Source organism: Blautia sp. RTP21359st1_E11_RTP21359_211015, assembly GCF_040910705.1.
Lineage (GTDB): Bacteria > Bacillota > Clostridia > Lachnospirales > Lachnospiraceae > Blautia_A > Blautia_A fusiformis.
Window position 1 is genome coordinate 1 of record NZ_JBDGAB010000016.1, and the last position, 24,184, is coordinate 24,184.

15 protein-coding genes, 2 pseudogenes and 1 riboswitch are annotated in these 24,184 nt (G+C 43.2%); all 17 genes and pseudogenes read right to left on the minus strand.

Going from position 1 to position 24,184, the window contains the following annotated elements:
• Window positions 1–251: 251 nt before the first annotated feature.
• The 17 genes and pseudogenes from AB5026_RS07610 to AB5026_RS07690 all read right to left on the minus strand — a co-directional run bounded on the left by AB5026_RS07610 (window position 252) and on the right by AB5026_RS07690 (window position 24,115).
• Complete coding sequence (locus AB5026_RS07610) at window positions 252–788, minus strand: Uma2 family endonuclease (protein WP_022426158.1); 537 nt, start codon at window positions 786–788, stop codon at window positions 252–254.
• A gap of 100 nt (window positions 789–888) precedes the next feature.
• Complete coding sequence (locus AB5026_RS07615; RefSeq protein ID WP_015526575.1) at window positions 889–1,578, minus strand: response regulator transcription factor; 690 nt, start codon at window positions 1,576–1,578, stop codon at window positions 889–891.
• Window positions 1,579–1,775: 197 nt separating this feature from the next.
• Entirely contained in the window at window positions 1,776–2,939 is a 1,164-nt protein-coding gene (locus tag AB5026_RS07620; RefSeq protein ID WP_227945563.1) for a transposase, read from the minus strand.
• Window positions 2,869–3,492, minus strand: a pseudogene (locus tag AB5026_RS07625) (recombinase family protein). Before AB5026_RS07625 ends, AB5026_RS07620 begins: the two are co-directional and overlap by 71 nt.
• Before the next feature lie 62 nt (window positions 3,493–3,554).
• Window positions 3,555–4,721, minus strand: coding sequence for a cell wall metabolism sensor histidine kinase WalK (locus tag AB5026_RS07630; protein WP_021650572.1), 1,167 nt, complete (start codon window positions 4,719–4,721; stop codon window positions 3,555–3,557).
• A gap of 163 nt (window positions 4,722–4,884) precedes the next feature.
• Complete coding sequence (metK, locus tag AB5026_RS07635; RefSeq protein WP_022427323.1) at window positions 4,885–6,087, minus strand: methionine adenosyltransferase; 1,203 nt, start codon at window positions 6,085–6,087, stop codon at window positions 4,885–4,887.
• 86 nt (window positions 6,088–6,173) lie between these two features.
• Window positions 6,174–6,275: riboswitch (SAM riboswitch) on the minus strand.
• A 187-nt stretch (window positions 6,276–6,462) separates the two neighbouring features.
• A complete protein-coding gene (locus tag AB5026_RS07640; protein WP_022427322.1) occupies window positions 6,463–8,049 on the minus strand; it encodes a pilin N-terminal domain-containing protein in 1,587 nt (528 codons plus the stop codon).
• On the minus strand, window positions 8,039–8,959 hold the full coding sequence (locus AB5026_RS07645) for a class C sortase (RefSeq protein ID WP_022427321.1): 921 nt from the start codon (window positions 8,957–8,959) through the stop codon (window positions 8,039–8,041). The genes AB5026_RS07640 and AB5026_RS07645 overlap by 11 nt, the downstream gene beginning before the upstream one ends.
• A 3-nt stretch (window positions 8,960–8,962) precedes the next feature.
• Window positions 8,963–9,823 (minus strand): class C sortase, encoded by an 861-nt coding sequence (locus AB5026_RS07650; RefSeq protein WP_022427320.1) that lies wholly within the window; start codon window positions 9,821–9,823, stop codon window positions 8,963–8,965.
• Window positions 9,824–9,980: 157 nt separating this feature from the next.
• Window positions 9,981–11,540 (minus strand): SpaH/EbpB family LPXTG-anchored major pilin, encoded by a 1,560-nt coding sequence (locus AB5026_RS07655; RefSeq protein ID WP_368213070.1) that lies wholly within the window; start codon window positions 11,538–11,540, stop codon window positions 9,981–9,983.
• A 68-nt stretch (window positions 11,541–11,608) separates the two neighbouring features.
• Window positions 11,609–17,563: a SpaA isopeptide-forming pilin-related protein gene (locus AB5026_RS07660; protein ID WP_368213071.1), complete on the minus strand. Its 5,955-nt coding sequence runs from the start codon at window positions 17,561–17,563 to the stop codon at window positions 11,609–11,611.
• Between the two features lie 364 nt (window positions 17,564–17,927).
• Complete coding sequence (locus AB5026_RS07665) at window positions 17,928–18,845, minus strand: LuxR C-terminal-related transcriptional regulator (protein WP_368213072.1); 918 nt, start codon at window positions 18,843–18,845, stop codon at window positions 17,928–17,930.
• A gap of 659 nt (window positions 18,846–19,504) precedes the next feature.
• Complete coding sequence (locus AB5026_RS07670; protein ID WP_195635425.1) at window positions 19,505–19,777, minus strand: hypothetical protein; 273 nt, start codon at window positions 19,775–19,777, stop codon at window positions 19,505–19,507.
• On the minus strand, window positions 19,770–20,123 hold the full coding sequence (locus tag AB5026_RS07675; RefSeq protein ID WP_195635426.1) for a hypothetical protein: 354 nt from the start codon (window positions 20,121–20,123) through the stop codon (window positions 19,770–19,772). The genes AB5026_RS07670 and AB5026_RS07675 overlap by 8 nt, the downstream gene beginning before the upstream one ends.
• A gap of 179 nt (window positions 20,124–20,302) precedes the next feature.
• Window positions 20,303–21,466 carry an RNA-guided endonuclease TnpB family protein gene (locus AB5026_RS07680; protein WP_173770529.1) on the minus strand — a complete coding sequence of 388 codons (1,164 nt, stop codon included), beginning with the start codon at window positions 21,464–21,466 and terminating at the stop codon, window positions 20,303–20,305.
• Window positions 21,429–21,845: pseudogene (locus AB5026_RS07685) on the minus strand (MerR family transcriptional regulator). Before AB5026_RS07685 ends, AB5026_RS07680 begins: the two are co-directional and overlap by 38 nt.
• 977 nt (window positions 21,846–22,822) lie before the next feature.
• Window positions 22,823–24,115 carry a UDP-N-acetylglucosamine 1-carboxyvinyltransferase gene (locus AB5026_RS07690; RefSeq protein ID WP_092073580.1) on the minus strand — a complete coding sequence of 431 codons (1,293 nt, stop codon included), beginning with the start codon at window positions 24,113–24,115 and terminating at the stop codon, window positions 22,823–22,825.
• Window positions 24,116–24,184: the final 69 nt, after the last annotated feature.

Below are 24,184 nucleotides of genomic sequence, written 5' to 3' on the forward strand. Positions count from 1 at the left end.
CATTATACCTGAAACGAATTTTTCTGTCACTGACGATTATCCATATTTCAGATTTTTGCATCTAAGTCGGATGTATACCGTGGTAAATTTTCGCAGTAAACAGGTTGACAAATTATCATCTCGCACATATAATAATTTCAGAATCAAAAAACACTTTGTGTTTTTGTAAGGACGGCGTTGCGACGGCGTTCTATTTTTTTGCCAAAAAACAAGGAGGGGCTATCACCAGACGATATTCCCCTCCATTTTTATCACATCTCAGCAAAATCGATCCTCAGCTCCTCATAGATTCCCACCTTGATCGAATCCTGAAATGTATACTGCTCCGTATCCTCATTTTCAAAATCATACACCATTACCAGCTTCTTCACAGGATCCACGATCCAGTACTCTCTCACACCGGCAGTCCTGTATTTAAACAGCTTGGTATAATAATCCATACGCCTGCTCGCCGGAGAAACGATCTCGATGATCCAGTCCGGAGCCCCCTTACATCCCCTGTCATCCAGCTTATCCGGATCACAGATAACAGAAACATCCGGTTCCACATAAGTATTCGTCTTCTCATCCAGATACACCGCAAACGGTGCGGCAAACACCTCACATTTGCCCTTGTTAGAATCTATATAGTTACCTATCTTTCTGGACAAAATACTTGAAATCCTCTGATGCATCGTATTCGGCGGCGCCATATAATAAATATGTCCATCGATCAGTTCCGCTCTTTCACCCTCCGGCAAAGCATAAATATCCTCTATCGTATAAATTCTTTCCCTCAACAGCGGCATATCTCCACTCCTCTCAAAAGCACCCGGCAGATCATACACCATCATTCCGATCTGCACTCATACACCTGCAGCAGCTCCATCCGAAGCCTTCCCCACAGACTCACACCTTAAACCGGTACCCCACACCCCAGATCGTCTCAATATACTGAGGCTTGGCCGTATTAAACTCGATCTTTTCACGGATCTTCTTGATATGCACCGTAACCGTAGCGATATCACCCACAGACTCCATATCCCAGATCTCCCGGAAAAGCTCCTCCTTTGTAAAAACCCTGTTCGGATTCTCAGCCAGAAAAGTCAAAAGATCAAACTCCTTGGTCGTAAACGTCGTCTCCTCACCATTGACCCACACACGCCTGGCCGTCTTATCGATCTTAATACCACGGATCTCGATCACATCATTCTTATGCACATTGGAACCAACCAGCCGGTTATAACGCTCCATATGCGCCTTCACACGTGCAACCAGCTCACTTGGGCTGAACGGCTTGGTCATATAATCATCCGCACCAAGACCCAGTCCGCGGATCTTATCGATATCATCCTTCTTGGCCGAAACCATAATGATCGGCGTATTCTTCTCCTCACGGACCTGCCGGCAGATATCGAAGCCGTCCACCTCCGGAAGCATCAGATCCAGGATGATCAGATCAAACTCCTCCTTCATGGCACGTACAAGCCCCGTATCACCACGGTTCTCGATCTCCACCTCAAACCCCGAAAGCTCCAGATAATCCTTCTCCAGATCTGCGATCGCTTCCTCATCCTCTATAATCAAAATCCTACTCATTCATCGGTACCTGCCACTCAAAATATGTGTAAATATACTCACATCGAGATAACGTAGACTCTCACGAGTTCTACTTACTGCTTCACCGTGTATGTTTTTGATTGACCGAAATCATATCTACTCACAAGTTCTTGTACACTCCACAGTCGTAAATTCCCGAAAATAGCCTTCGGTACATACTTACGTTTGCGTTTTAGTTATGCAACTTCGTAAGTTATTGCATCTCTCAAATTAAGTGCAGCATTGAGATCTCTGTCTTCGACATAACCGCAACTGCATTTGAATATTCTATCTGAAAGCTTTAAATCTTTTTTGACAGCGCCACAGCAGTGACAGGTTTTAGATGATGGATACCATCTATCTACTACTCGAAGTTCGATCCCATTTTCATTGCATTTGATTTGAAGCTTTGTTCTAAATTCATAAAACTTTTGTGATGCAACTGCTTTTGAAAGATGTCGATTCTTCATCATACCATTTACATTTAAGTCCTCGATCGTTATATAAGATGGCTTGGTCTTCACTATCTCAGCGATTGTCTTGTTAATGTAATCAGTACGGATATTATCTATCTTATGATGAAGTTTCTGTACCTTAAGTTTTTGTTTTTGTATATTCGCCCTTTGAGTGACTTCTCCTTTCTTTAGATTTTCATACTTACGGGAGAGACATCTCTGTTCCCGAATAAGTTGTTTCTCAAGCTTTTTCAGTCTTGCTGACTTGTTGATGTTCTTATAAGTCTTACCATTAGAAACAATGGCAAGATCCTTTAATCCCAGGTCTATGCCAATTCCTGCATTGGAATTATCAGCAATCTTGTTATCAGAAATTTCTACAAGAACTGAAACATAGTATCTGTCAGCTTTCATTGAGACCGTGCCGCTTTTAATCACATATCCGTCTTTAGCTGTTGGAATATATCCTTTTTCTTTGATACGGACCCAACCAAGTGACGGAATATTGATTCTATGCCTTTCGCAACGACAATCCTTTGGATTATTCTTTACAAAATACATCTTTACATCAGATCTGCCTTTCTTTTTGAACTTAGGAAAAGCACTCTCGTGATTGAAAAATCTTGTAAAAGCAGTTTGTCCATTATTTACTGACTGTGTTACTGCTTTTGAATAAGCCTCCTTGATCCACAAATACTCCGGATGTTCAGAAAGATATTCATTGTTAAGCCAGACTCTAAACCTGTTACTGCTCATAAACTTTTCACCGTTGTCGTAAAGTTCTTTATTATGGGCAAGATAGAAATTATAAATGAATCTACAAGTTCCTATCGTCTTATGAATCTTGACTTTCTGTTCCTCTGACGGATTTATTTCCGTCTTGAAGCTCCTTAGCAATTTCCACATCCCTTTCTATTTGTTTTTTATACTTACGAAGTCCGTACAACCTGCAAGAGAACACATGGAGTATTGAAACAATATCCTGCACGAGTTTTTGATTTTTTGTTCCATCACTTCATCTAATAATTCGTTCCACTTTTTACGATTGTAATTAAGGCCACTTCCATAATCTTCAATACACTGGTCTACAATAATACCTTTGGCATTACAAAACTATCGTAAAAATACAACTTGGTTTTGTAAATCATCTTTTTGATTTCTTGTAGATACCCTAGTACAGCGAATATTAAGTAACCGCCATATTGACTTGTCTGATTTTTCATCTGCTGCGTCAATATAGCAGAAACTTAATTTTCGCTGTACTAGCATAAATAACTACCTGACGTTGGTCATCTTCAGTATTTATTCCTTTGAATTGCAGATATTGGTCATAAGTGTAATAACGTCTATCAGTTGGAATTCGGTTTGCCTTTAGAGTTCCTTCTCTATCCCAACGCTGTAATGTTTTTACAAATACACCTAACAGTTCAGCAAAATCTTTTAGCTTGTAATTTGTGATATTTGATGTGTTCATAATAATTTACTCTTTTGAGTAAATTCAAACACATTTAATCATATCAGTCAACAGTTTTGATCACTTAAGATATTCTCCTGATATTTTCTGAGAACAAAATACATGATCGTTCCGATCCCCAGCCGGCTTGTAGCCCAGACCTTTCCACCATGATCCTCCATGATCTTCTTTACGATGGAAAGTCCGATACCGCTTCCTCCCTTGGAAGAATTTCTGGAAACATCGGTACGGTAAAAACGGTCAAAAATATACGGCAGATCCTTGGCGGCAATACCCTTGCCGTTATCCTCGATCTCCACCTGGATAAAATCACCCACATCCTTCACCCGAAGCTGGATGATCCCCCTTGGCTTCTCCATATACTTAATGGCATTACTCACAATATTATGGATCACACGGCGGATCTGCTCACCATCCGCAATAACCTGCACACCCTTCTCCACATAATTGGCATACACAAGCTCGATCCCCCTGGTCTCCATCTCAAGCCCAAGCTCCTCCGCACAATCCGAAAAATAATCCTCCACATTCAGCTTGCTGAACGTATACGGAATACGGTTGGTATCGATCTTGGAATAAAAGGTCAGCTCATTGATCAGATGATCCATCTCATTGGTCTTATTATAAATGGTACGCACATACCGGTCCATCTTCTCCGGCGTATCCGCCACACCATCCATGATTCCCTCCACATAACCCTTCACCGCAGTGATCGGCGTCTTCAGATCATGGGAAATATTGCTGATCAGCTCCTTATTCTCCTTATCCATCAGGATCTTCTCTTCCGTGGACTCCTTCAGACGCTTACGCATCTCCTCAAAATCCTGGCAAAGCTGGGAAAATTCATCATTCCCCTCAACCTCCAGCACAAAATCCAGATTCCCCTCCTTGATGTTCTTGGTAGCCTTCTTAAGCTTCACCAGCGGAACCGCAATGCTCCGATAGATCCACAGCCCTACGGACAACGCAGTAAAAACAAGGATGATCGTTGCGGTCAGGATCATATCCTTGGCCATCAGCTTCACCTGGCTGCTGGAAGACTGCGGCAGCGAAATATCATAGACCATCTGGCTGGAATCCGAAGCCTGGCTGCTGCTCTCCTGCACATGCTTCGCCTGCGTCTGGCTGAACCCGTACAGACTTGCGGAAAAAAGAAGCAGCGGTAGCAGGATGATCGCAACGAAGCCCACAATAATACGTGTTTTTAACTTCATCTGTATCTCCGTCCTTTATAAATTCACACATTCACATACACGTATTATAACATAAACTATATTCCCTATCTCTAAATTTTCTATAAAAAACCCCATCTCACCATGCAAAAAGCCCCCGGTACTTGCACTACCGGGGGCTTCACTCTTTATTCTTCTGAAACGATTATTCGTAGCTGTTGCAAAGATACTTCTTCAGAGTCTCAACCTTGTCCAGATGCTCCCATGGAAGATCAACATCTGTACGGCCGAAATGACCATAAGCAGCAGTCTGCTTGTAGATCGGACGGCGAAGGTCAAGCATCTTGATGATACCAGCCGGACGAAGATCAAAATTCTCACGAACGATCTCAACAAGCTTAGTCTCAGAAAGCTTACCTGTTCCGAAGGTATTCACACTGACAGAAGTCGGATGCGCAACACCGATTGCATAGGAAAGCTGGATCTCACACTTGTCAGCAAGACCGGCTGCAACAATGTTCTTTGCAACATAACGTGCAGCATAAGCAGCAGAACGGTCAACCTTTGTGCAATCCTTACCGGAGAAAGCACCGCCGCCGTGACGTCCTGTTCCGCCGTAGGTATCAACGATGATCTTACGACCTGTCAGACCACTGTCACCGTGAGGTCCGCCGATAACAAAACGACCTGTCGGATTGATGAAATACTTCGTATCCGCATCAACCATATCAGCCGGAATGATCGCATCAAAAACATACTTCTTAATATCCTCATGGATCTGCTCCTGAGTAACATCCGGATCATGCTGTGTAGAGCATACAACAGCATCGATTCTCTTCGGCTTGCCGGCCTCATCATACTCAACAGTAACCTGAGTCTTTCCATCCGGTCTTAAATATTTCAGAGTGCCGTCCTTACGAACCTTTGTCAGCTGCTGAGCAAGCTTGTGAGCCATGTTGATGGCATATGGCATATACTCCTCAGTCTCATTGGAAGCATAACCAAACTGAAGACCCTGGTCACCGGCACCGATGGAATCCAGCTCGTCCTCATTCATATCGTCCTCTTTCTGCTCAAGAGCCTTGTCAACACCCATAGCAATATCTGTGGACTGCTTGTCAAGTGATGTGATAACCGCACAGGTATCTGCATCAAAGCCATAATCCGCATTGTCATATCCGATCTCACGGATAGTATCGCGAACGATCTTCTGGATATCAACATTAGCCTTGGTTGTGATCTCGCCCATAACAAGTACAAGACCTGTTGTAGTAGCAGTCTCACATGCAACACGGCTCATCGGATCCTGTGCCATCATAGCATCAAGGATCGCATCGGAAATAGAGTCGCAGACCTTGTCAGGATGACCCTCAGTTACAGATTCAGATGTAAATAAAATTTTCTCCATGATCTTCTCCTTTTGTAATAAAACAATGGTTATATACATAAAAAACAGCCCGTACAATCCGGACTGTTTAAGTTCTGTAAACAATCCTCTTATTGTTCGATTGCTCGCTCAGGTTGGCACCTTCCTGGATTCTCCGGGGTTGCCGTGGCTTCACAGATCCTTTGTATCTCCACCACTCTGAATAAAAGGCTATCTTTTATGAAATTTGCTGCAACACATACAATATACTTATCATACCAAAATGTCAAGAGCAATTTTCGAGAAAAAATATCACCCGCTGCTTTTTCATCCCCAATACGTAAATATTTCAAAAAAGAACCGGGCGTCCACATCGCCCGGTTCTTCCACCGATCATCCTTCAGAACGATCCGTTATTTATTTTTTCTTCTTTCTCTTAACTCCATAAGCTGCACCACCGCCAACAATGATCGCTGCTGCAAGGATTCCAACCCATACACCGATCGGTGTATCATCGCCGGTCTTTACAGAACGTCTTGCTGTACCGCTGGTATCGTTCGGAGCAGTTCCGCCCGCTGTACCGTTATTCGGGATCGGAGTGATCCGATCATTTCCACCATGATTTGTTCCAGGTGTAACAGTCGGAATCGGTGTCGGCTCGGAAGAAAGACTGTTGGTGATCTCCTTTGTTACAGTATATCGGTTATCATTATTCAGTGTAACCTCACCCTGACCGGTAACTGTATACTTAAAGGTATCATCATCAACCGGATTTCCATCCTTATCCGTCTCCAGAACAGTATACGTAACACTGTTGATCTCCTGATCCTTTGGAAGATCCAACATTACCTGAACACTATCATTCTGTTTCAGAGTCACTACCTTCTCAAGCGTCAGCTCACCGTTACTCTCAGTGGAGAACACACCTGCATAGAACGTATCATCCACAGTAGAAGCAACACCATCGATCATCACATTCTTCTTAATGTTGATAAATCCGTTACGGCTGAATATATCGGAAATCTTTGTATAATAGTTATTTACATAAGCCGCTGCCTCAGTAGCACCACTATCTCCACCGATCACAACCTGATTGGACTTCTCTTCACTCTCACCATTCGGCTTCGTTACATTGTAGTAGTAAAGATTCTCCTCATCCACCTCGATCTTCGTATTCTGCTGAAGAAGATTTCCATCCTCATCCAGCTCAAATACATAATAGGTGCCATCCGGAACATCCGTCCATGTAGCTGTACCACTGGAAGCATTCTGGATATGGATATCCTGTAAATAATCATCACGGAACGGGATCGTACCTTCCGGATCCGAAAAAACGCCAACCTTATAAGTTACATCCTCTTTCGTTTCCAGAGGAATCACATTGTCGTTCTCATCAACATTATAGATCCTCTTCGTAACCTGGATCTGTGTATGCTTCTGCGGATTACTTACAGACTTCGGATAAGCCTGCACATCGTACATCCAGCCCTGCTCCTGATCTGCAAAAGGAACGGAGATCAGCATCGGTGAAACCGTAACACTGCTGTTTCCATCTGTCTGCACCACCAGGTACATACCCTCAGCCAGATCAGCGAAAGTCATATTCCCCTCTGCATCAGAGGACTTGGACATACCCCACACATCCACGCTTCCGCTGACGATCATAGCCGCCAGCTTCTCTGCCGCTTCATACCAGCCATCAGCCGTCGTGATGGAATCAAAATCGATTGCTGCGGCAGCCAGTGCCTCATCCAACACGAAATGCACATTGCCATCAAAATTCACACTGCCAACCCTGTAGATCGTCAGCCCTACACCCGGCAGCGGAGTCTGATTTCCTTCCTCATCCGCCTGCTGAACCGTCAACGTCAGATTACCCTTTGTTCCAGCTACATAATCCCCGGCGAAAACCGGCTGCAAAACACTCGTGACCAGCATAGCCGTCAGCATCAGAACAGCCAGAAGGCTCCGGAATATTTTCCCTTGCTTTCTTCTATTTTTCATCGCTCTCTGCCTCCTCTTTCCTTTCTGAAAGCTGTTTCATTCTGCGTTTTTTATCCTTGCGGCGGACAATCAGGTAAATCAGCAGAATCAGAATAACAAGCGCTGCCGCACCGCCGGCAAGAACCCTCTTCGGATCCACAACCGCAAGCTTCTGCGGAATCGTTTCGTCATTCTTAGTAACTTCTTCCTCCACATACTTCGTCCGAATACCACGAACAAGAAGTCTGTGGGTATTCACCGCATAAGGCGTACATGTAACCAGTGTCACATGATCCTCGCCCTCAACAATATCCAGCTCACTGGTCTCATCCGGAAGCACCGTCTTGATCTGATCCACCTTGTAGGCCAGATTCTTGCCAAGAATATGCAGGATAAAAATATCTCCCTTTTCCATCTGATCCAGATCTGTAAAAAGCTTCGCGTTAGGAAGACCTCGATGCGCCGCCAGAACCGCATGGGTGCTCTTGCCTCCGATAGGAAGACTGGTGCCCTCCACGTGGCCCACACCCTTTTCCAGCACGGTCTTGCTCAGTCCGTGATAGATAGCCAGCTTCGCTTTGATCTTTGGAATCTCGATACTGCCCATCAGTCCGTCACCGTTAGGATCCAGGACTCCGTCATAGGGATGACTCAGTTCATAAGTATCCTCTTCCTCAAAAGCATCTACAATGGCATTCACCGGATGCTCGGCATTATACTCCTTCGCCTCTTTCCACAGCCTGTCATAGTCATTGTCCGAAAGCTCCGTTACCGCTTCCTCGTACTTACTGACCAGCTGGGCGTTACGGTACTGGTTCCACATATCACTGATCGTAGGATAAAGGAACACTCCCGCTCCCGCCAGAAACACCAGGGCGATAAAAATGTTCAGGACAACATTACTCTTTTTCTTTTTTTTCTTTTTAGCCATAAATCATTTCCTGCGTCGTTTTTTGTTCTGAACAGAATTGATACCGGCAACCAGGATCACCGCGATCACAATTCCGATCACAACACAGAGAGCAAGCATCGGAAGCGTCGGATTGGTGATTCCGGTAACCTTCTTCTCTGTTTTCTGAACCGCCTTCGCAGCCTTCATCGGAACTCTGTGTCCCCTCACCAGAAGTCTGTGCGTATTCACCGCATAAGGCGTACACGTAACCAGCGTTACATAATCATCCCCATCAGTGATACCCAGAGACTCTGTCTGCTCCGGAAGAACAGTAAGAATCTGATCCACCTCGTAGGCAAGCGTCTTACCCAGCACATGCAGGTAAAAAACATCTCCCTCTTCCAAAAGATTCAGATCTGTAAAAAGTTTCGCACTTGGAAGTCCTCTGTGTGCCGACAAAATACAATGGGTACTCTTGCCGCCAACCGGAAGACTGCTGCCGAACAAATGACCGGCACCCTTCTCCAGAGACTCATCTGTCGTGTAATGATAGATTGGAATGCTCACATCGATCACAGGAATCTCCACATACCCCATCATTCCATCACCATTCAGGTTCAGAAGAGACTCATATGTACTGTCCGTCTGGCCATCCCTCACGGAAAAAGCATCCGGCACACTTTCCTGCTTGATCTGTTCGTTATACTCCTGCGCTGCCTTCCACATGCTGTCAATCTTCTCCGCATTATCATCCGAAGAAACACTGCTGCTATAATCACTGATCAGCAGGCTGTCCCTGTACCGGTTCCAGGCATCACTGACCATTGGATACAGCAGTATGGACAACCCTATCAGAAACAGCAAACCAAGTCCAATATAATTTTTCTTCTTATTCTTTCTCATAGGTTTCTCCATACTGTTGTATTACCCTCCGGCCCCCGAAGGGGCCGGGCGGTAATGATTTCTTCAACAGAATAATCAGAAACTATTCTGTTTTAATACTTGCTTTGTCGTTGCTTATAAATAATTTTTGAATTGAATCGATCCGGCAATCAAACGATTACTCCTCAGATCCTTTTCTGCGGCTGATGAAGAAAACACCAGCAGCGCCAGCCATAACTACAACACCGATGATAGTGAAGAGGTATGTTCCCATGCCACCTGTGGATGGAAGGGAGTTGAGTGTTGTGTTATATTTAGTTAATGGATTTGAAATAACATCTGTTGCAGCACTTGCTTCTTTCACTTTTTTCTTAAGTGTTACTGTGACTTCATTTGGAGTTGCATCCAGGCTATATCCTGTAGGCGCTTCTACCTCTTCAAAGTAATATTTTCCTAAATCTAAGCCTGATACTGTTGCCTCACCTTTAGCATCGGTTACAATAATTCCAATACCATTTGTATTACCATTTTTAATATCGTCCTTTACATCTGAGTTAACAGCCTCTGTCCAACCAGCAAGTTTACCATCATCTGTCAATTTCGCATATTCTTTTTTACCATTATTCTCTCTGTATACTACAAATTTAGCATTTGGAAGTAACTTATCACTGTTAGTTTCCTTCTTAATAACTTTGATTGTACCTGTGTACAGCCCAACTGGGGTACTGGATTTTTCGTCACTACCTACATTTCCATAGGCTGTGTTTGTTGCTGTAACATCTGTGATTGTTGCCCGATAAGTTACTACTACTTCTTTTGCATAGTAGCTATTTGAATCATTAATTACTGATTCATTATTTGCTGTAACTTTAGCATCAACTGCTTCCTTATCAGCTCTATTATCTTTCAGAATAATTGTAAAAGTTCCTTTTCCCATTACAATTTTGTAATCTTTAATTGGTTTTCCATCAACTGTTACTGTTACTGCAACATTTTCACCATTTTTTACATACTCAGCACCAGTAATTGCATCTTTTACTGCAAAATACTTATTTGCATCTGTAGGAGTAAATGCTGGAACTTCAGTCTTTACAGTATATGTTTTAACATCACCAATAGCAACTACATGATCTGTTTCTTCAACATTTTTTTCTATAACTTTAGAACTACGTTTAGCATCCACATTAACATTACCTGTAACAGTCATGCTGTCACTAAAGCCAACATAAGCAGCCATCTCTTTATAAGTATATCCGTCCTGCGCTGCTTTAATAGCATAAACGCCTGCTTTAGTTACTGGAATGGGGTTTGCTGAAACTTTATTTGCGTCTGTAGCATCTTTAGTAACTGCTGCCAATGCAGCTTCAAACTGTGCACTTGTTGCTATTCCTACATTTGCATACTTCAAACTCTGCTGTCCTGCATCTTGCCATGCTTTATTGGCTAACATTTTAATTGCTGTCTGAGCATCTACATTCCCTAAGTTGGATTTAAAAACTGTTTCCACAGTTTCTGTGGTAAACTTCCATCCAGTTTCTGCTGTCTGATCCGGTTCAATAACCTGTATGCACCATATTGTTGCAGGGTTTTCTCCTTTAATAGCTAACGCATTACCATCTGGCGTTTTCACTGTAATGGTTGCATTCGTTGTATCATCTGCAAATACCGCTGTGCACATAGACAGTACCATAACCGCTGCCACTAATAATGCACCAATCTTTTTAAATAAATTTTTCATAAGGTTTGCTCCTTTCTTTCTCTGCATTTTTCTTTTTCGCCCTTCATCGGCCATTTACAATTAATGTGTTACGATCTCTTTGCTTCTTCCTCCCTTCGTTTATTATTTATAAACAACAGGAGTGCAGTTGCAAGAATCGCTACACCACTGATTGTAAATCCATAGGTTCCCGGTCCACCGGATTCTGGTAAGGAATATACTTTCTGATTTTCGATGGTTAATACCGGAGTTTTGGAATCTGTTGCTAAACTCCACATAGGATGTGCGGAATCCTCTGTAAGATCATTTCCTTGAGCATCGGTGAGTGTAACATTTCCTTGAGCTACTTTGAAATAAATCTCACTGGACAATACCATATATCCTGTCGGTGCTGTGATCTCTTTCAATTTGTAATTACCGCTTGTCAGTTTTTTCAATTCAACTGAATTTTCGCCACTATTCAGAACCTCAAAATTATTATAACCGTCTTGTACCGGACTCCAATTACCTTGGCTGTCTTTCTTTTTCAGTTCGAATTTCGCACCGTTAAGATTAGTTCCATTGTTATCTGTTTTCTTAAGATCAAGGTTCGTAACCATCTCATTTGTGTAAGAAGCAACACCTTTCACACCACCACCATTATCTAATGTATACGTATAATCATTCGTAATGACATTAATCCCTTTCTTGTTATTACCAAGTATAAAAGTAATTGCTCTGTTATTATTATCTGATGAGCTTTGACAATCTGTCTGCTCGTCGCCAGTAGTAACAACATCAAATGCTTGAATTGTATATCCCTCTGCATCTGCTTCCGTTACAGTGTAAGATCCTCTTGGAAGATTCTCTAATTTTGCAACTCCACTAGTCTTATTAGCTTCAACTGTCACCTTCAGCGGGCTACCAGAAACAGCATTTCCATCTGAATCCTTTACTACATTAAATGTAAACGTTCTGGCTTCTGTGGACGCTTCTGTCACATTCTTTATAATCTGAATCTGACCGCTGATGACATTGATTTTATAAGTGCCATATAAATTCTCATTATTATTTTTATTATGAGCTTTTTCATTTCCCACAGAATGTGCTATTCCATCACTAGTGGTTGTATTGGTATTGCTATCAGCACTTGGCTTTTCAGCGGGGCTATAAATCACTTCCAGATAATACTCTGTAGTATCAGCAGGTGCTGTCTGTATTACGTTCGTTACTTCACTTTCTGCAATCTCGACTTTACTTTCGTTTGCATCTTTTTTGTACCACTTATATGTGATTCGACCACTTGCATCATTGGCGCTTATCGTACCATTTACATAAGACGTAGTACCTGAAGTAAACATCGCATTTTGAATATCAGTTACTGTTGGTACTGTTGTATCACCTTTGTAGATAGTAATCTCTTTATCCTTAACTACCAGATTAACTTTGACATTAACCGTAGGCTGATCCAATACTTTCTCCAAATCTCCTACGCTAATCTTAGAATCAGGGTGGACGTTGGTAGGAATATTGTTACCACCGATGAAACTATCTTTTGCTTTTACAGTAATGGTTCTACTCCAGCCATTTGTACCATCTGTCGTGTGTTTAATGGTCTGATCAGTCCACTGTACCTGATAAGTACCGTCATTACGCTTTGTTACAATCCCACCATTCTCTAATGTATATTTCCCACCTTCGAAATTGGTTTCGGTGATAACATTACCTCCATCTACAATTTCAAATCTACTGTCGATCACATCAGTAATTGTTGCACCGGTAATGTCAACGTTCTTATTAATTGTACTACTGATACTCTGGAAAATTTGTGTAAGCGATGCTGCATCATCTGCTGTTTTTGCGCAATCTGATGATGAAGCAATTCCTGGATACTTTTTACCATCATACTCACCACCAGACAAGAACGTCTTCGCGCGATCTTCTTCATCATTAAGTGCAAAGCCTATGGTGTATACTGTATATGGATTTTTTGCATTATCCACATTATTTCTTCGGCCTGTTTTTAATTCGCTTGCCTGAGTTTCAGCATTTTTTTGTGCAGTACTATTCCAATAAGCACCGTCTCCAGTCGGCTTACCATCGGTGAACAGAACCACATACTTAGGATTGTCATCATTCGTAGCATCCAACTTATCCTTTGCATCCTTAAGTCCTACCGCAGGATCCGTACCTCCATTCGCATTCAACTCATTAACGAAGCCTTTAAGAGCATTTACGTTTGCACTATCTTCATTACCTACTTTTTCCAGATTTACAGATTTTCCATGATCACCATATGGTTTATTATTCTTATTGTTAGTACTGCTAAATACAGTAATACCTATTTTACTATTCGGAGATTTCTTCGCTGTATCATCTATAAACTGATTTACAGCATTCTTTAGTGCAACAAGTTTGGTTTCTGTTGAACTAGTTCTTGTATATATTTTACAATTACTATATTTAGAATCTGTTGCATCATACCACTTTTCATCATCGTACACAAACCATCTATATTCCCTGTTATTTCTGTCCCATCTGTACTTCATTTTTTTATAAGAACCATCCACATAAATATAATATGATGAGCTTCCAGTATACAACTCACTTCTTACAGTAGATGTATTATCCCCTTCAATATCATACGAATAAGAAGTAATCTCATCTCCCATCGATCCGGACACATCCAATACCAACATGATATCTGCCTCTGGCGTTTTCGTTTCAATTATGGGACTTGTACTTGTGGATGTTGCATTAATAGTAATGTCATAGGTTCTCTGATTCCAGTCTTTCACTTTAGCCGTTTTGCTAGTCGTCATACTGGAGTTGATAATTTCCTCCGGAGTCTCATTTACAATCGAAGTAACTGTATTATTTGAACTGTCCTTCAACGTTGCTGTCTCATTGCCTTCCGTTACATCCACTGTCCATACTTCATTGGAAGCTACATATCCATTAGGTGCCTGAACTTCTTTCATGTAATAAGTTCCTGGGAAAAGCTTGTCAAATGTTACTTTTCCGTCTGCTCCAGATGTTGCCGTTTTTAATTCTGTTGTACAGGTATCGTCTGTATACAGTTTGAATACAGCACCTGGAAGAGGGGTCTTTTCATCTTTCTTAACTTTAGTAAATGTCAGTTTTGCAAGATCCGTTGTTGTAACTGATGAAACTTCTGCATATGGAAGGGTAAAGTTCATCTTACAGTTGGATAAACCTGCGCCTCTTTCCAGATAAAGAACTGTTAACGTATGCTCTTCTTCTTTCTGCTCTTCAGTTAATGAAGCTCTTTTGCCGTATTTATCTGATGCACCATTCGCATATTCTGGACCAAACAATTTTTCCCATAAATCAACATCTGCAGAGGCAGCATTATGGATTCCACCAAGGTCAATAATAACATTACCATAATCAACTGTACCATTTTCTGTTGTCTTTCCACCATCAAGAACGACCCACATATCATCGTCACCCTTGAAACTGTAGTTCAGATCTCCAATGTAATCTTTCAGCTTGAAGCTAATTTCATAACGCATTCCAAAATAATAATTATGAGGACCATTATAAGTCTCAGTTATGTTCGAATCACTTTTATATTTCTTACTGTGCTCTTCGTAAGTCACTTCGTCCAACGGGAAGAAGTTATTACCAGTCTTGTAATCATAACCGTGCTCTTTTGCAACATCTTTTCCTGAACTATTATTTACCTCCTTCAGTGTATAAGTATCACCACTTCTTTCAAATCCGAGGTTAAAATCCGTATATACTTTTCTTAAACTCTTCCCTGTTTCATTGTCATTCTTATCTGAATTCACGAATAGACCTGGCTCTTGATAGTTAAATACTACTGAATTATTTTGATCTATTCCTTTTAACAGTCCCTTTATAACTGCGTCTGATTCTGTCCAGTCATTAACAAGGTGGCCATCTTTACTCCACGTGTATTGATACTTATTCCCATACTGATGAGTATAAGCTCCCATTGTTATCCTTTGCGATGAAGCATTACTCGAATAACTGTCATTCTGATTTATTGAAGGATATCCATACTGCCAAGTCTGATTATCTGCTACAGCTTTTACCGTATAATCATAGAAAGTAGGTTTTCCAACAGTTGTTCCTGTTGAAGGAGTATAATATACTTTAACAGTTGCATCCTGTGCCAGATAAATCTTTCCTGAAGAATCCGGAGTTGGTGCTGTTTCTCCGCTCTCTGTTGTTACTTCTACATGGTCAATCTCCCAATTAACAGCTTTCTTACAATTAACCTGCTGGCCAACTGTTAAATCTTCCCACTTATCATCTGCATAAATTTTATCCCTTGTAGTATTGTCATAATGTTCTACTGTAACATCAATAGTTCCATCATTTTTTTTATTTACAATTACATAAGTAGAAAAATGCGTCGTCTCGAACTCAACATCACCATTCTTGGCAACGCTGCCATCCATATTTTCAACGTTATCATTCTCGTCTACGTGATATACATCCGCATCCTTGATCTTCTTCTCATCATTCAAAGATACAGATACCTTCACTGTAGCACCCGGCTGAACCTCTTCGCCGTCCACCAGGAATTTGATATCGTAGGAATGGATCTTCTCGATGGCTTTCTTTTCTTTGATCGCTTCTTCTGTGATCTGGTCTTCGGCTTCCTGGCTGAGCTCTACCGGTGTTACGGAAAGCTCTGCGTTGTCCGGAAGGTCTGCCGGATCGGTAAGAGTAACCTTGACATTGACCTCATCACTCTTGTAATCATATCTGGTGATCTCAGGCTGAATTTCTTCTTCCTGCACATCCTCAGGCTCTTCTGCCTCATCACTGCTGTCAACAACCTGTGCCATATCACTTCTTATGTAAGCCTCGGTTCCTTCCCAGGAAACCTTGTACCAGGTTGCTCCGTCCTCTGCTGTTACGGTATCCAGAAGTGTGAGCTGTGTTCCTGCGTTTACAGTTGCCAGAACCTCTGCCTCGATAGATGGGCTGACACGAAGATTCGTATCATCTCCCAGAACCTCGATCAGGCTTGTCTCACCATTCTCATCTGCTGCCGGAACCTCATCCGGACTCTCAATATCCTCTGCCGGTTCTTCCACCACATCCGGATCCTCAGCCGGCGCTTCGGTAGGTTCAGCATCCGGATTCTCAGCCGGAGCCTCTGTCGGCTCAACTGCCGGCTCCTCAGAAGGCTCTACCTCAGGAGTTACCTCCGGATTCTCTGCTGCCGGTGTCTCAGCTGCATCCTGCTCAGGCTCGTCCGAAATATCCATTCCGTCCGTAAGCTCCTCTGATGCGATAGACACCTCGTCCTCATTACCGGAAACAGCTTCCGCCTCGACATCTGCTGTCTCAGGAGAATCCCACATAACGGCAAAAACAGCTGCGTTGCCAGTCTCAACCTGAAGTGTCTGGATCTGTTTGCCCTCGTTGACATTCAGAACCTTCAGATCCTCGTTGGCCTGTAAGGTGTTAACATCAGTATCACCGGTACTGCTGTTATAATGAAGCTTCTCAACGGTTACACTCGTGCTGGCTACATCGGTAAGCTCCGGTGCTGCCGGTGTCTTGTACTCAAAAGTTACTCTGACTCTGCCGTTCGGCTCGACTCTGTTTCCGTCGCCATCAGCAAAATACACATCATACGCAAAAAAACCTCTCAGGCTGCTGCCCTTGTCTGTAGCTGCTGCTGAAAGCTTCTGAGAAACTGTATCATAAGATACGGATGAATTCTCGTTTACGCCGTCAGCCTTCAATGCTGTATTCTGCGGAAGAGCTCCGTCCTCCAGTGCCTCTGCTGTTACTTTAACAGAATCATTTTCATATGTAAGCGTCGATTGCTGCGCCTGTTCCGTTTCCTCCTGGTCAGCGCTGCTTACATCCGGTGTCGATTCTTCGGCCGCTGGTTCAGATGTAATTTCGCCATCTGTAAATATATCCTCCGTTCCATCTCCGAACGCTTCACTCGCGGAGATCGTATATGCACTCGGCATACAGGATACCATCAACGCCAAAGCCACCATAAATGCCAGGAGTTTTCTGATCTTATTATTCCTTAATTTTTTCATACCTTTCCCGCTTTCCTATGTGTGCATTAACGTGTACTGTATTTCTTATTACTTTACTTCTGTTTATATTCCTTTCTCTTAAAAAAGCTTCATGTTTTTAGCCGGTGAGTAAACAGGTTACACCTTTTCAATATTTTACCCTTATGTGATTGTAATATCAATATACCAGGCATTTTTGGTAAGGATATTGACATTATCAGATGCTATCGAGAATCAGTCTTCAACTCCTCCTTCTTAACTTACTCGTTCACTGGTTCTTTTCGTCTGATTTCTCCGATAAAATCTGACTATTTGTGGTATTTATTATACAACACTACCAGTTGTTTTGTAAGGCCCGTTTTTTCAAAAAAAAGTGCCTCTGTCACTATTTTAACATAAATTTTTTCAGCTCATCCCGCTTCTTGACATTCAGCTTGCAAAAGATATCCGTAAGGTAATGCTTGACAGTATTAATGGAAATCCCCAGATGCTCTCCGATCTCCTTATTGGTCCATCCTCCACTTGCCAGCATGGCAATAGAAAACTCCATCGTCGACAGCTCCCCCGTAACCTTTCTCCGGTTTTCCGGATTATGAAGCGCCATCCAGCCCCTGCTGAAAGAAATCACACCCTCCGTGATCCGCTGATACGCCTCCGGATCCCGGTTCCGGATACAAGCCTCGATCAGCCCTCGCAAAAGCCCATGATGCTCAATAAAAGGCTCCAGAAACCCATCCATCTTCGCCAGCTCCCAGCTCCGGAGCATCTCCTCCTGCGCCTCCTGCTTATGCTTTCGGTTGATCGCACACACCGCCATCATACAGTGGATATACGTCATACTGATCGGATACGACCTCTCCGCCATAAACAAAGCAGCCTTCCCCATCCCATAAGCACTCCATATCTCCCCGTTAAGATAAGTATGGTGAGCCATCACATACGTGGCAAAAAGCCTCAGCCCCTCAGGAAGCATCCTGCTGTACTCCCCAAAAGCAGGCATCCCATCCGTAGGCAGATGAAGCAAAACCGCCCCCACATACCCCGCCAGAAGACAGGACGCATAAACATCCGCAGGAACCTTTTTCTTCATAGCCAGCTTCAAACAGGACTGGATTCCCTCCATCCCCCGCTTAGCCGCCGCCACATTCCCCAGCGTCAGATTAGAATACCCATACAAAATACACGCCGAAAGCCGCAGCTCAATAACCCTGCTGGACAGATACCCCCTCGTGATCTCACAACACTCCTCAGCCCGCCCCGTAAAATAAAAAAGCTCAGCCCGCGCAATATTCCTCAAATCCACATCCACAAACCCCTCAACAACCTCCCGAGCCCTCCCAGGCTCAAAAGACGAATTCAAAAGCGGCAAAACCATATAATCACACAAACAACCCACTCCCCTTCCAAAACCCAGGCAGCCCCCAAAAAGACCACCCTCAAAACCAGACCAACAAACCTCCGAAGCCCTTCACCCAAGCCACATCAACACACATCCGAAGCCCATCACACAACCCTCATCAACACACATCCGAAGCTCTTCTCTCAAGTCACATCAGCGTACATCCGAAGCTCTTCTCTCAAGCCACATCAGCACACATCCGAAGCTCTTCTCTCAAGTCCCACAAAACAGTCACCAAAACTCCGGATATCAATCAACCAGTCAATCAGTCAACCTCAACCAATCAGGCCAACCATCTTTTTCCATAATTATAATCCAAAATACTCCAAAAATAAATTTAAATATTACACAAAAACACCACACCCTATCCAAAACAGCCTCTATCCCCAATCCCCTCACGACAAACCGCAAAAAAACTCACCCCACCCACATCCAGCGCAGCGCCGATGCCACACCCCGCTGGTAGACTGTCTGTCTGTCCGTTCGTCCCTCCCTCCATTCATCCCACAAAAAAAGAGCCCCCAGGCCCAAACACCCGGGAACTCTCCCAAAACCAAACAACATCATCTCCCCCTCCGCAGCTTCCTCAGCTCCCTCTCCAACCGATCCGCTCGCGCCTTCTCCCTCAACGTATTCACCCTCTCTTCACTCCGCCCCTGTTCAATCCCTTGAGTGATTCCCTGGCTGATTCCCTGGCTGATTCCTTGGCTAATTCCCTGTTCAATCCCTTGGGCGATTCCTTGACTGATCCCCTGTTCGATCCCCTTATTAATCCACATCTGCTCAATCTCAAAACTCTTCATATATGCCACCGTAACCTTTCCATCCTCAAACATCTCTTCTACTTCTCCGTAGCTTCCGCAGCTTCCTCAGCTCCCTCTCCAGCCGATCCGCACGCGCCTTCTCCCTCAACGTATTCACCCTCTCTTCACTCCGCCCCTGTTCAATCCCTTGAGTGATTCCCTGGCTAATTCCCTGGCTGATTCCTTGGCTAATTCCTTGGCTAATTCCCTGTTCAATCCCTTGGGCGATTCCTTGACTGATCCCCTGTTCAATCCCCTTATTAATCCACATCTGCTCAATCTCAAAACTCTTCATATACGCCACCGTAACCTTTCCATCATCTTTAACAACCCTGACCATCTCCAGCAACTCCCTCAAAACATCATTTACCGCATTCACCTCCCTGGTATCCGTTACTGAAAACTTATAAAAAGTTATAAACTTCTATGTTTCATTCCTACTTCAACGAGTATGCTTTTGATGATATAAATATCTATCTACTCACAAGTTCTTGTACTCTCCATAGGCGTAAATTCCGGATTAACGTACCCGTACATATTTGCACTAACGTTTTAGTGTTAGCTTGCAACTCTTTCTCCATAAGCCTTGAGATTTATAGATGCCTGAAAATCTCTATCAATGACATTTCCACAATCACATTTATAAATTCTGTCAGATAATTTCAAGTCTTTTTTAATGTTTCCACAGCAACTGCAAAGCTTTGATGATGGATAAAACCGATCAGCCACAATAAGCTGGATCCCTTTATCCCTGCACTTGTGTTCAAGCTGCTTTCTAAACTCAAAAAACCCCTGATTCTGAACTGCTTTTGATAAATGTCTATTTTTCATCATTCCACTAACATTCAAATCTTCAATACAAATAAATCTTGGTTTTCGACTTACAATTTCAGATGTAATCTGATTCAAATAGTTCTTACGGATATTTGTTAATCTGTGATTTCGTTTTAATAAAAGTTTTTCCTTTTTGATTACATTATTTGTTTTGCAGTAACTTTTTCCTTTCTTATTTTTCTCGTAAGAGCGAGAGATACTACGCTGTAATCTGCGTTTCTGTTTTTCTAGTTTCTTTACTTTCTGACTTTTATTGAGGTTCTTATACTTAGCTCCATCAGAGCAAATAGCCAGATCTTTGATTCCTAGATCTATACCAATTCCATCATCATTAAGTTTTTCTATGCAATCAGGAAATTCCACACATACGCTGATCCACCAGTTCAATCCGTCAAAGGATATTCGCGGATTCATATATTTAGCATCTGTAGGAATACAACCATGCTCTGCAAGTCTTACCCAATTTAGTTTTTGTTTATTTCTTTTCCTGCTCGAAGAAAATCCTTCAAACTTAACATGAGTATTGCTGAATTGTATCTTAATATTATCCTGATAGAACTTCGGCATTGATCTCTTTTTTGACTTGAATCTTGGGAATTTCTGCAAACCTTTGAAAAAGTTCTTATAAGCAGTGCAGGCATCTTTGATTGCCTGTTTGGTTACATTATTTGAAATACCCAATAACCATGCGTATTCATCAGAATGTCTAAGCTTTGTAAATTCTTTTCTGAGTTCTGCATCTGAAATGAATTTTCCGCCTTTTTCATAGTTTTCTATTTCCCTTGCCAAAGCCCAGTTATAAGCAAATCTTGAAGCACCTGCGTACTGAAACATCTTAGTTTTCTGTATATTATTTGGTATTAACATTACTTTTATGGCTTTTACCATCTACTTTCTCCTGTATCAGTTCCCGGATAAGTTTCTTAGCTTTATTTGCTCGTTTTCCTTGTAATTTGCAACTGAATACTGTGATTATCTGAACCAGATCTTCAACAAGTTCCTGCTGTTCGGATTTTTCAGTATTATCAATCTGTCGTTCCAGATCATCTTTCTGTTTATGGCTGGAAACGCGACAATATCCAATTGTAATGCGATTTTTAGGCTTTACATTTATTACCTGGTTGAGTTGCTCGTCAGAATAATATCTATAGCCGCTTACTGTAGTATGATGCGGATGAAGTTTTCCATTGGCATCCCAATTTCATAATGTCTGGGCGGATACGCCTATAATTTTTGAAAATTCATGTATAGAATAATATTTACTCAAAGCATCAGCTCCTTTCCATAATATTCCACTCTAATATCTTATAAAACTCAACATGTACTTATATGATTTTATAATTTATATTTAACTGTTAATAACCTCTCACCAATACCAGGAAACGTCATCACCGCATTAAACAAAAAATCATCCAGAAGATTCATATCCTCAAGCCGCTTCCTCTGCATAAGACTCCTCCTTTCACTATGATGGCAAAAGAAAAAGCCTCACACAACCAACCGGCTCCTCCCCGCCATATTTATACAACCAACCATATGGGGATCAGATAGCCGAACGGCCCAGAATGTTCCCAGATATGTACCTTCAGTATAACCATCCCACCAGCAAAAGTCAACAAAAACCCTTCGACAAAAACCGCCATCCCCACACCACCAATACCACATCCCACAGCATCCACCACAGCGCCGATGTCAACTCACCCCACAACGCATCCAGCGCAGCGCCGATGCCACACCACCTCCCGGCAAACCACAAGGAAACTCAGCCTTTGCAGCCATCCAGCGCAGCGCTGATGGCTCATCCCCTTCCGGCAAACCACCACCCCTCACACCCCCAAAAAAACAGAACGGACAGACTGCCAGCGGGACGGCTGCATGGTCGGGACCCGGTGCGTCGGAGTAAGCCGCTGGTCATACTTGGCGCCTGGGGCTTCTGACGGGAAGGTACTCTGCGGCCACAAGCCGCAGAGTAAGCCCCATCTGTCTGAGCCAGGTACGCATCAGCGTACATGGCGAGTTATGGGGCGCCCTGCACGGCAGAAGACTCAGACGCTTAGTATGACCCGGCGAAACGACCGCACCAGGCACGACCATGCAGCCGCCCCGCTGGCAGACTGTCCGTTCGTCCCTCCCCCCATTCCTCCCACCCACACAAAAAAAGAGCCCCCAGGCCCAAACACCCAGGAACTCTCCCAAAACTCAAATATCCAATTATCATCAATCGTTACCAGTTGTCACCAACCATCACCCAACGCGCAACCGAAACTTCTGAATCTCCTTCTCACTGGAAACCCTCTCAATCTCAGCCCCAAGACTCCTGAGCTTCTCCTCAAAATTCTCATACCCACGCTGGATATAAACAATATCATCAACAACCGTAACACCCTCAGCAGCCAGCCCCGCAATAACAAGCGCAGCCCCCGCACGAAGATCCGGCGCACTCACACGCGCCCCCGTAAGCTTCCTCACACCATCAATAATAGCAGAGTTCCCCTCCACCTTAATATTGGCACCCATCCGGGAAAGCTCATCCGCATACTTAAACCGGTTCTCAAAAATACTCTCAGTAACAATACTCGTACCCTCAGCCAAAGCCAAAGTAACCGCGATCTGCGGCTGCATATCCGTAGGATAACCAGGATAAGGCAACGTCTTCACATGCGTACGATGAAGCACATGCGGCGCACGGACACGAACTGCATCATCAAACTCCTCAACCTCACACCCGATCTCCTCAAGCTTAGCCGTAGTAGCCTCAAGATGCTTAGGAATAACATTACGAACAGTAACATCACCACGAGTAGCCGCAGCAGCAAACATAAACGTACCAGCCTCGATCTGGTCCGGAATGATCGAATACTCCGTACGATGAAGCGTCTCAACACCACGGATACGGATCACATCCGTACCAGCACCCTTGATATTCGCCCCCATACTGTTCAGGAAATTCGCCACATCAACAACATGCGGCTCCCTCGCAGCATTCTCAATGATCGTACGACCAGTCGCCATAGAAGCAGCCATCATAATATTAATAGTAGCACCAACAGAAACCACATCCAGGAAAATATGGCTGCCATGCAGATTCTCCGCCTTGGCAACAATAGCACCATGACAGATATCAACATCCGCACCAAGAGCACGGAAACCCTTCAGATGCTGGTCGATCGGCCTGCTGCCGATATTACATCCACCCGGAAGCGGAACCTCCGCATGCTTATACTTACCAAGCAAAGCACCCAGAAGATAATAAGAAGCACGGATCTTCTTGATAAACTCATAATCCACGCTGAGATTGCCGATAGTAGAACCGTTGATCTTTACAGTAGACTTATCAATACGCTCAACCTGAGCCCCGATCTCGGAGATCGCCTCAAGCAGAACATTGATGTCCCTAACATCTGGCAGATTCTCGATCAATATAGTTTCATCAGTCATAATGGCTGCTGACAATATCGCAAGCGCCGCATTCTTCGCACCCGCAATATCCACTTCTCCAACCAGAGGATTGCCGCCTTTAATCACATACTGTTCCATAACACACCTCTATTATTTACTCCTCTATGAGCAGAAACTTTCTCTGAATTTACTGCAGGAACAAACGTT

What these genes read in the sequence shown, in the direction of transcription:
- AB5026_RS07640 (WP_022427322.1), bottom strand. Translation starts at nt 8,049, where the DNA reads ATGAAAAATAGAAGAAAGCAAGGGAAAATATTCCGGAGCCTTCTGGCT.
- AB5026_RS07615 (WP_015526575.1), bottom strand. Translation starts at nt 1,578, where the DNA reads ATGAGTAGGATTTTGATTATAGAGGATGAGGAAGCGATCGCAGATCTG.
- AB5026_RS07660 (WP_368213071.1), bottom strand. Translation starts at nt 17,563, where the DNA reads ATGAAAAAATTAAGGAATAATAAGATCAGAAAACTCCTGGCATTTATG.
- AB5026_RS07630 (WP_021650572.1), bottom strand. Translation starts at nt 4,721, where the DNA reads ATGAAGTTAAAAACACGTATTATTGTGGGCTTCGTTGCGATCATCCTG.
- metK (WP_022427323.1), bottom strand. Translation starts at nt 6,087, where the DNA reads ATGGAGAAAATTTTATTTACATCTGAATCTGTAACTGAGGGTCATCCT.
- AB5026_RS07690 (WP_092073580.1), bottom strand. Translation starts at nt 24,115, where the DNA reads ATGGAACAGTATGTGATTAAAGGCGGCAATCCTCTGGTTGGAGAAGTG.
- AB5026_RS07655 (WP_368213070.1), bottom strand. Translation starts at nt 11,540, where the DNA reads ATGAAAAATTTATTTAAAAAGATTGGTGCATTATTAGTGGCAGCGGTT.
- AB5026_RS07610 (WP_022426158.1), bottom strand. Translation starts at nt 788, where the DNA reads ATGCCGCTGTTGAGGGAAAGAATTTATACGATAGAGGATATTTATGCT.
- AB5026_RS07650 (WP_022427320.1), bottom strand. Translation starts at nt 9,823, where the DNA reads ATGAGAAAGAATAAGAAGAAAAATTATATTGGACTTGGTTTGCTGTTT.
- AB5026_RS07670 (WP_195635425.1), bottom strand. Translation starts at nt 19,777, where the DNA reads ATGTTTGAGGATGGAAAGGTTACGGTGGCATATATGAAGAGTTTTGAG.
- AB5026_RS07680 (WP_173770529.1), bottom strand. Translation starts at nt 21,466, where the DNA reads ATGGTAAAAGCCATAAAAGTAATGTTAATACCAAATAATATACAGAAA.
- AB5026_RS07620 (WP_227945563.1), bottom strand. Translation starts at nt 2,939, where the DNA reads ATGTGGAAATTGCTAAGGAGCTTCAAGACGGAAATAAATCCGTCAGAG.
- AB5026_RS07645 (WP_022427321.1), bottom strand. Translation starts at nt 8,959, where the DNA reads ATGGCTAAAAAGAAAAAAAAGAAAAAGAGTAATGTTGTCCTGAACATT.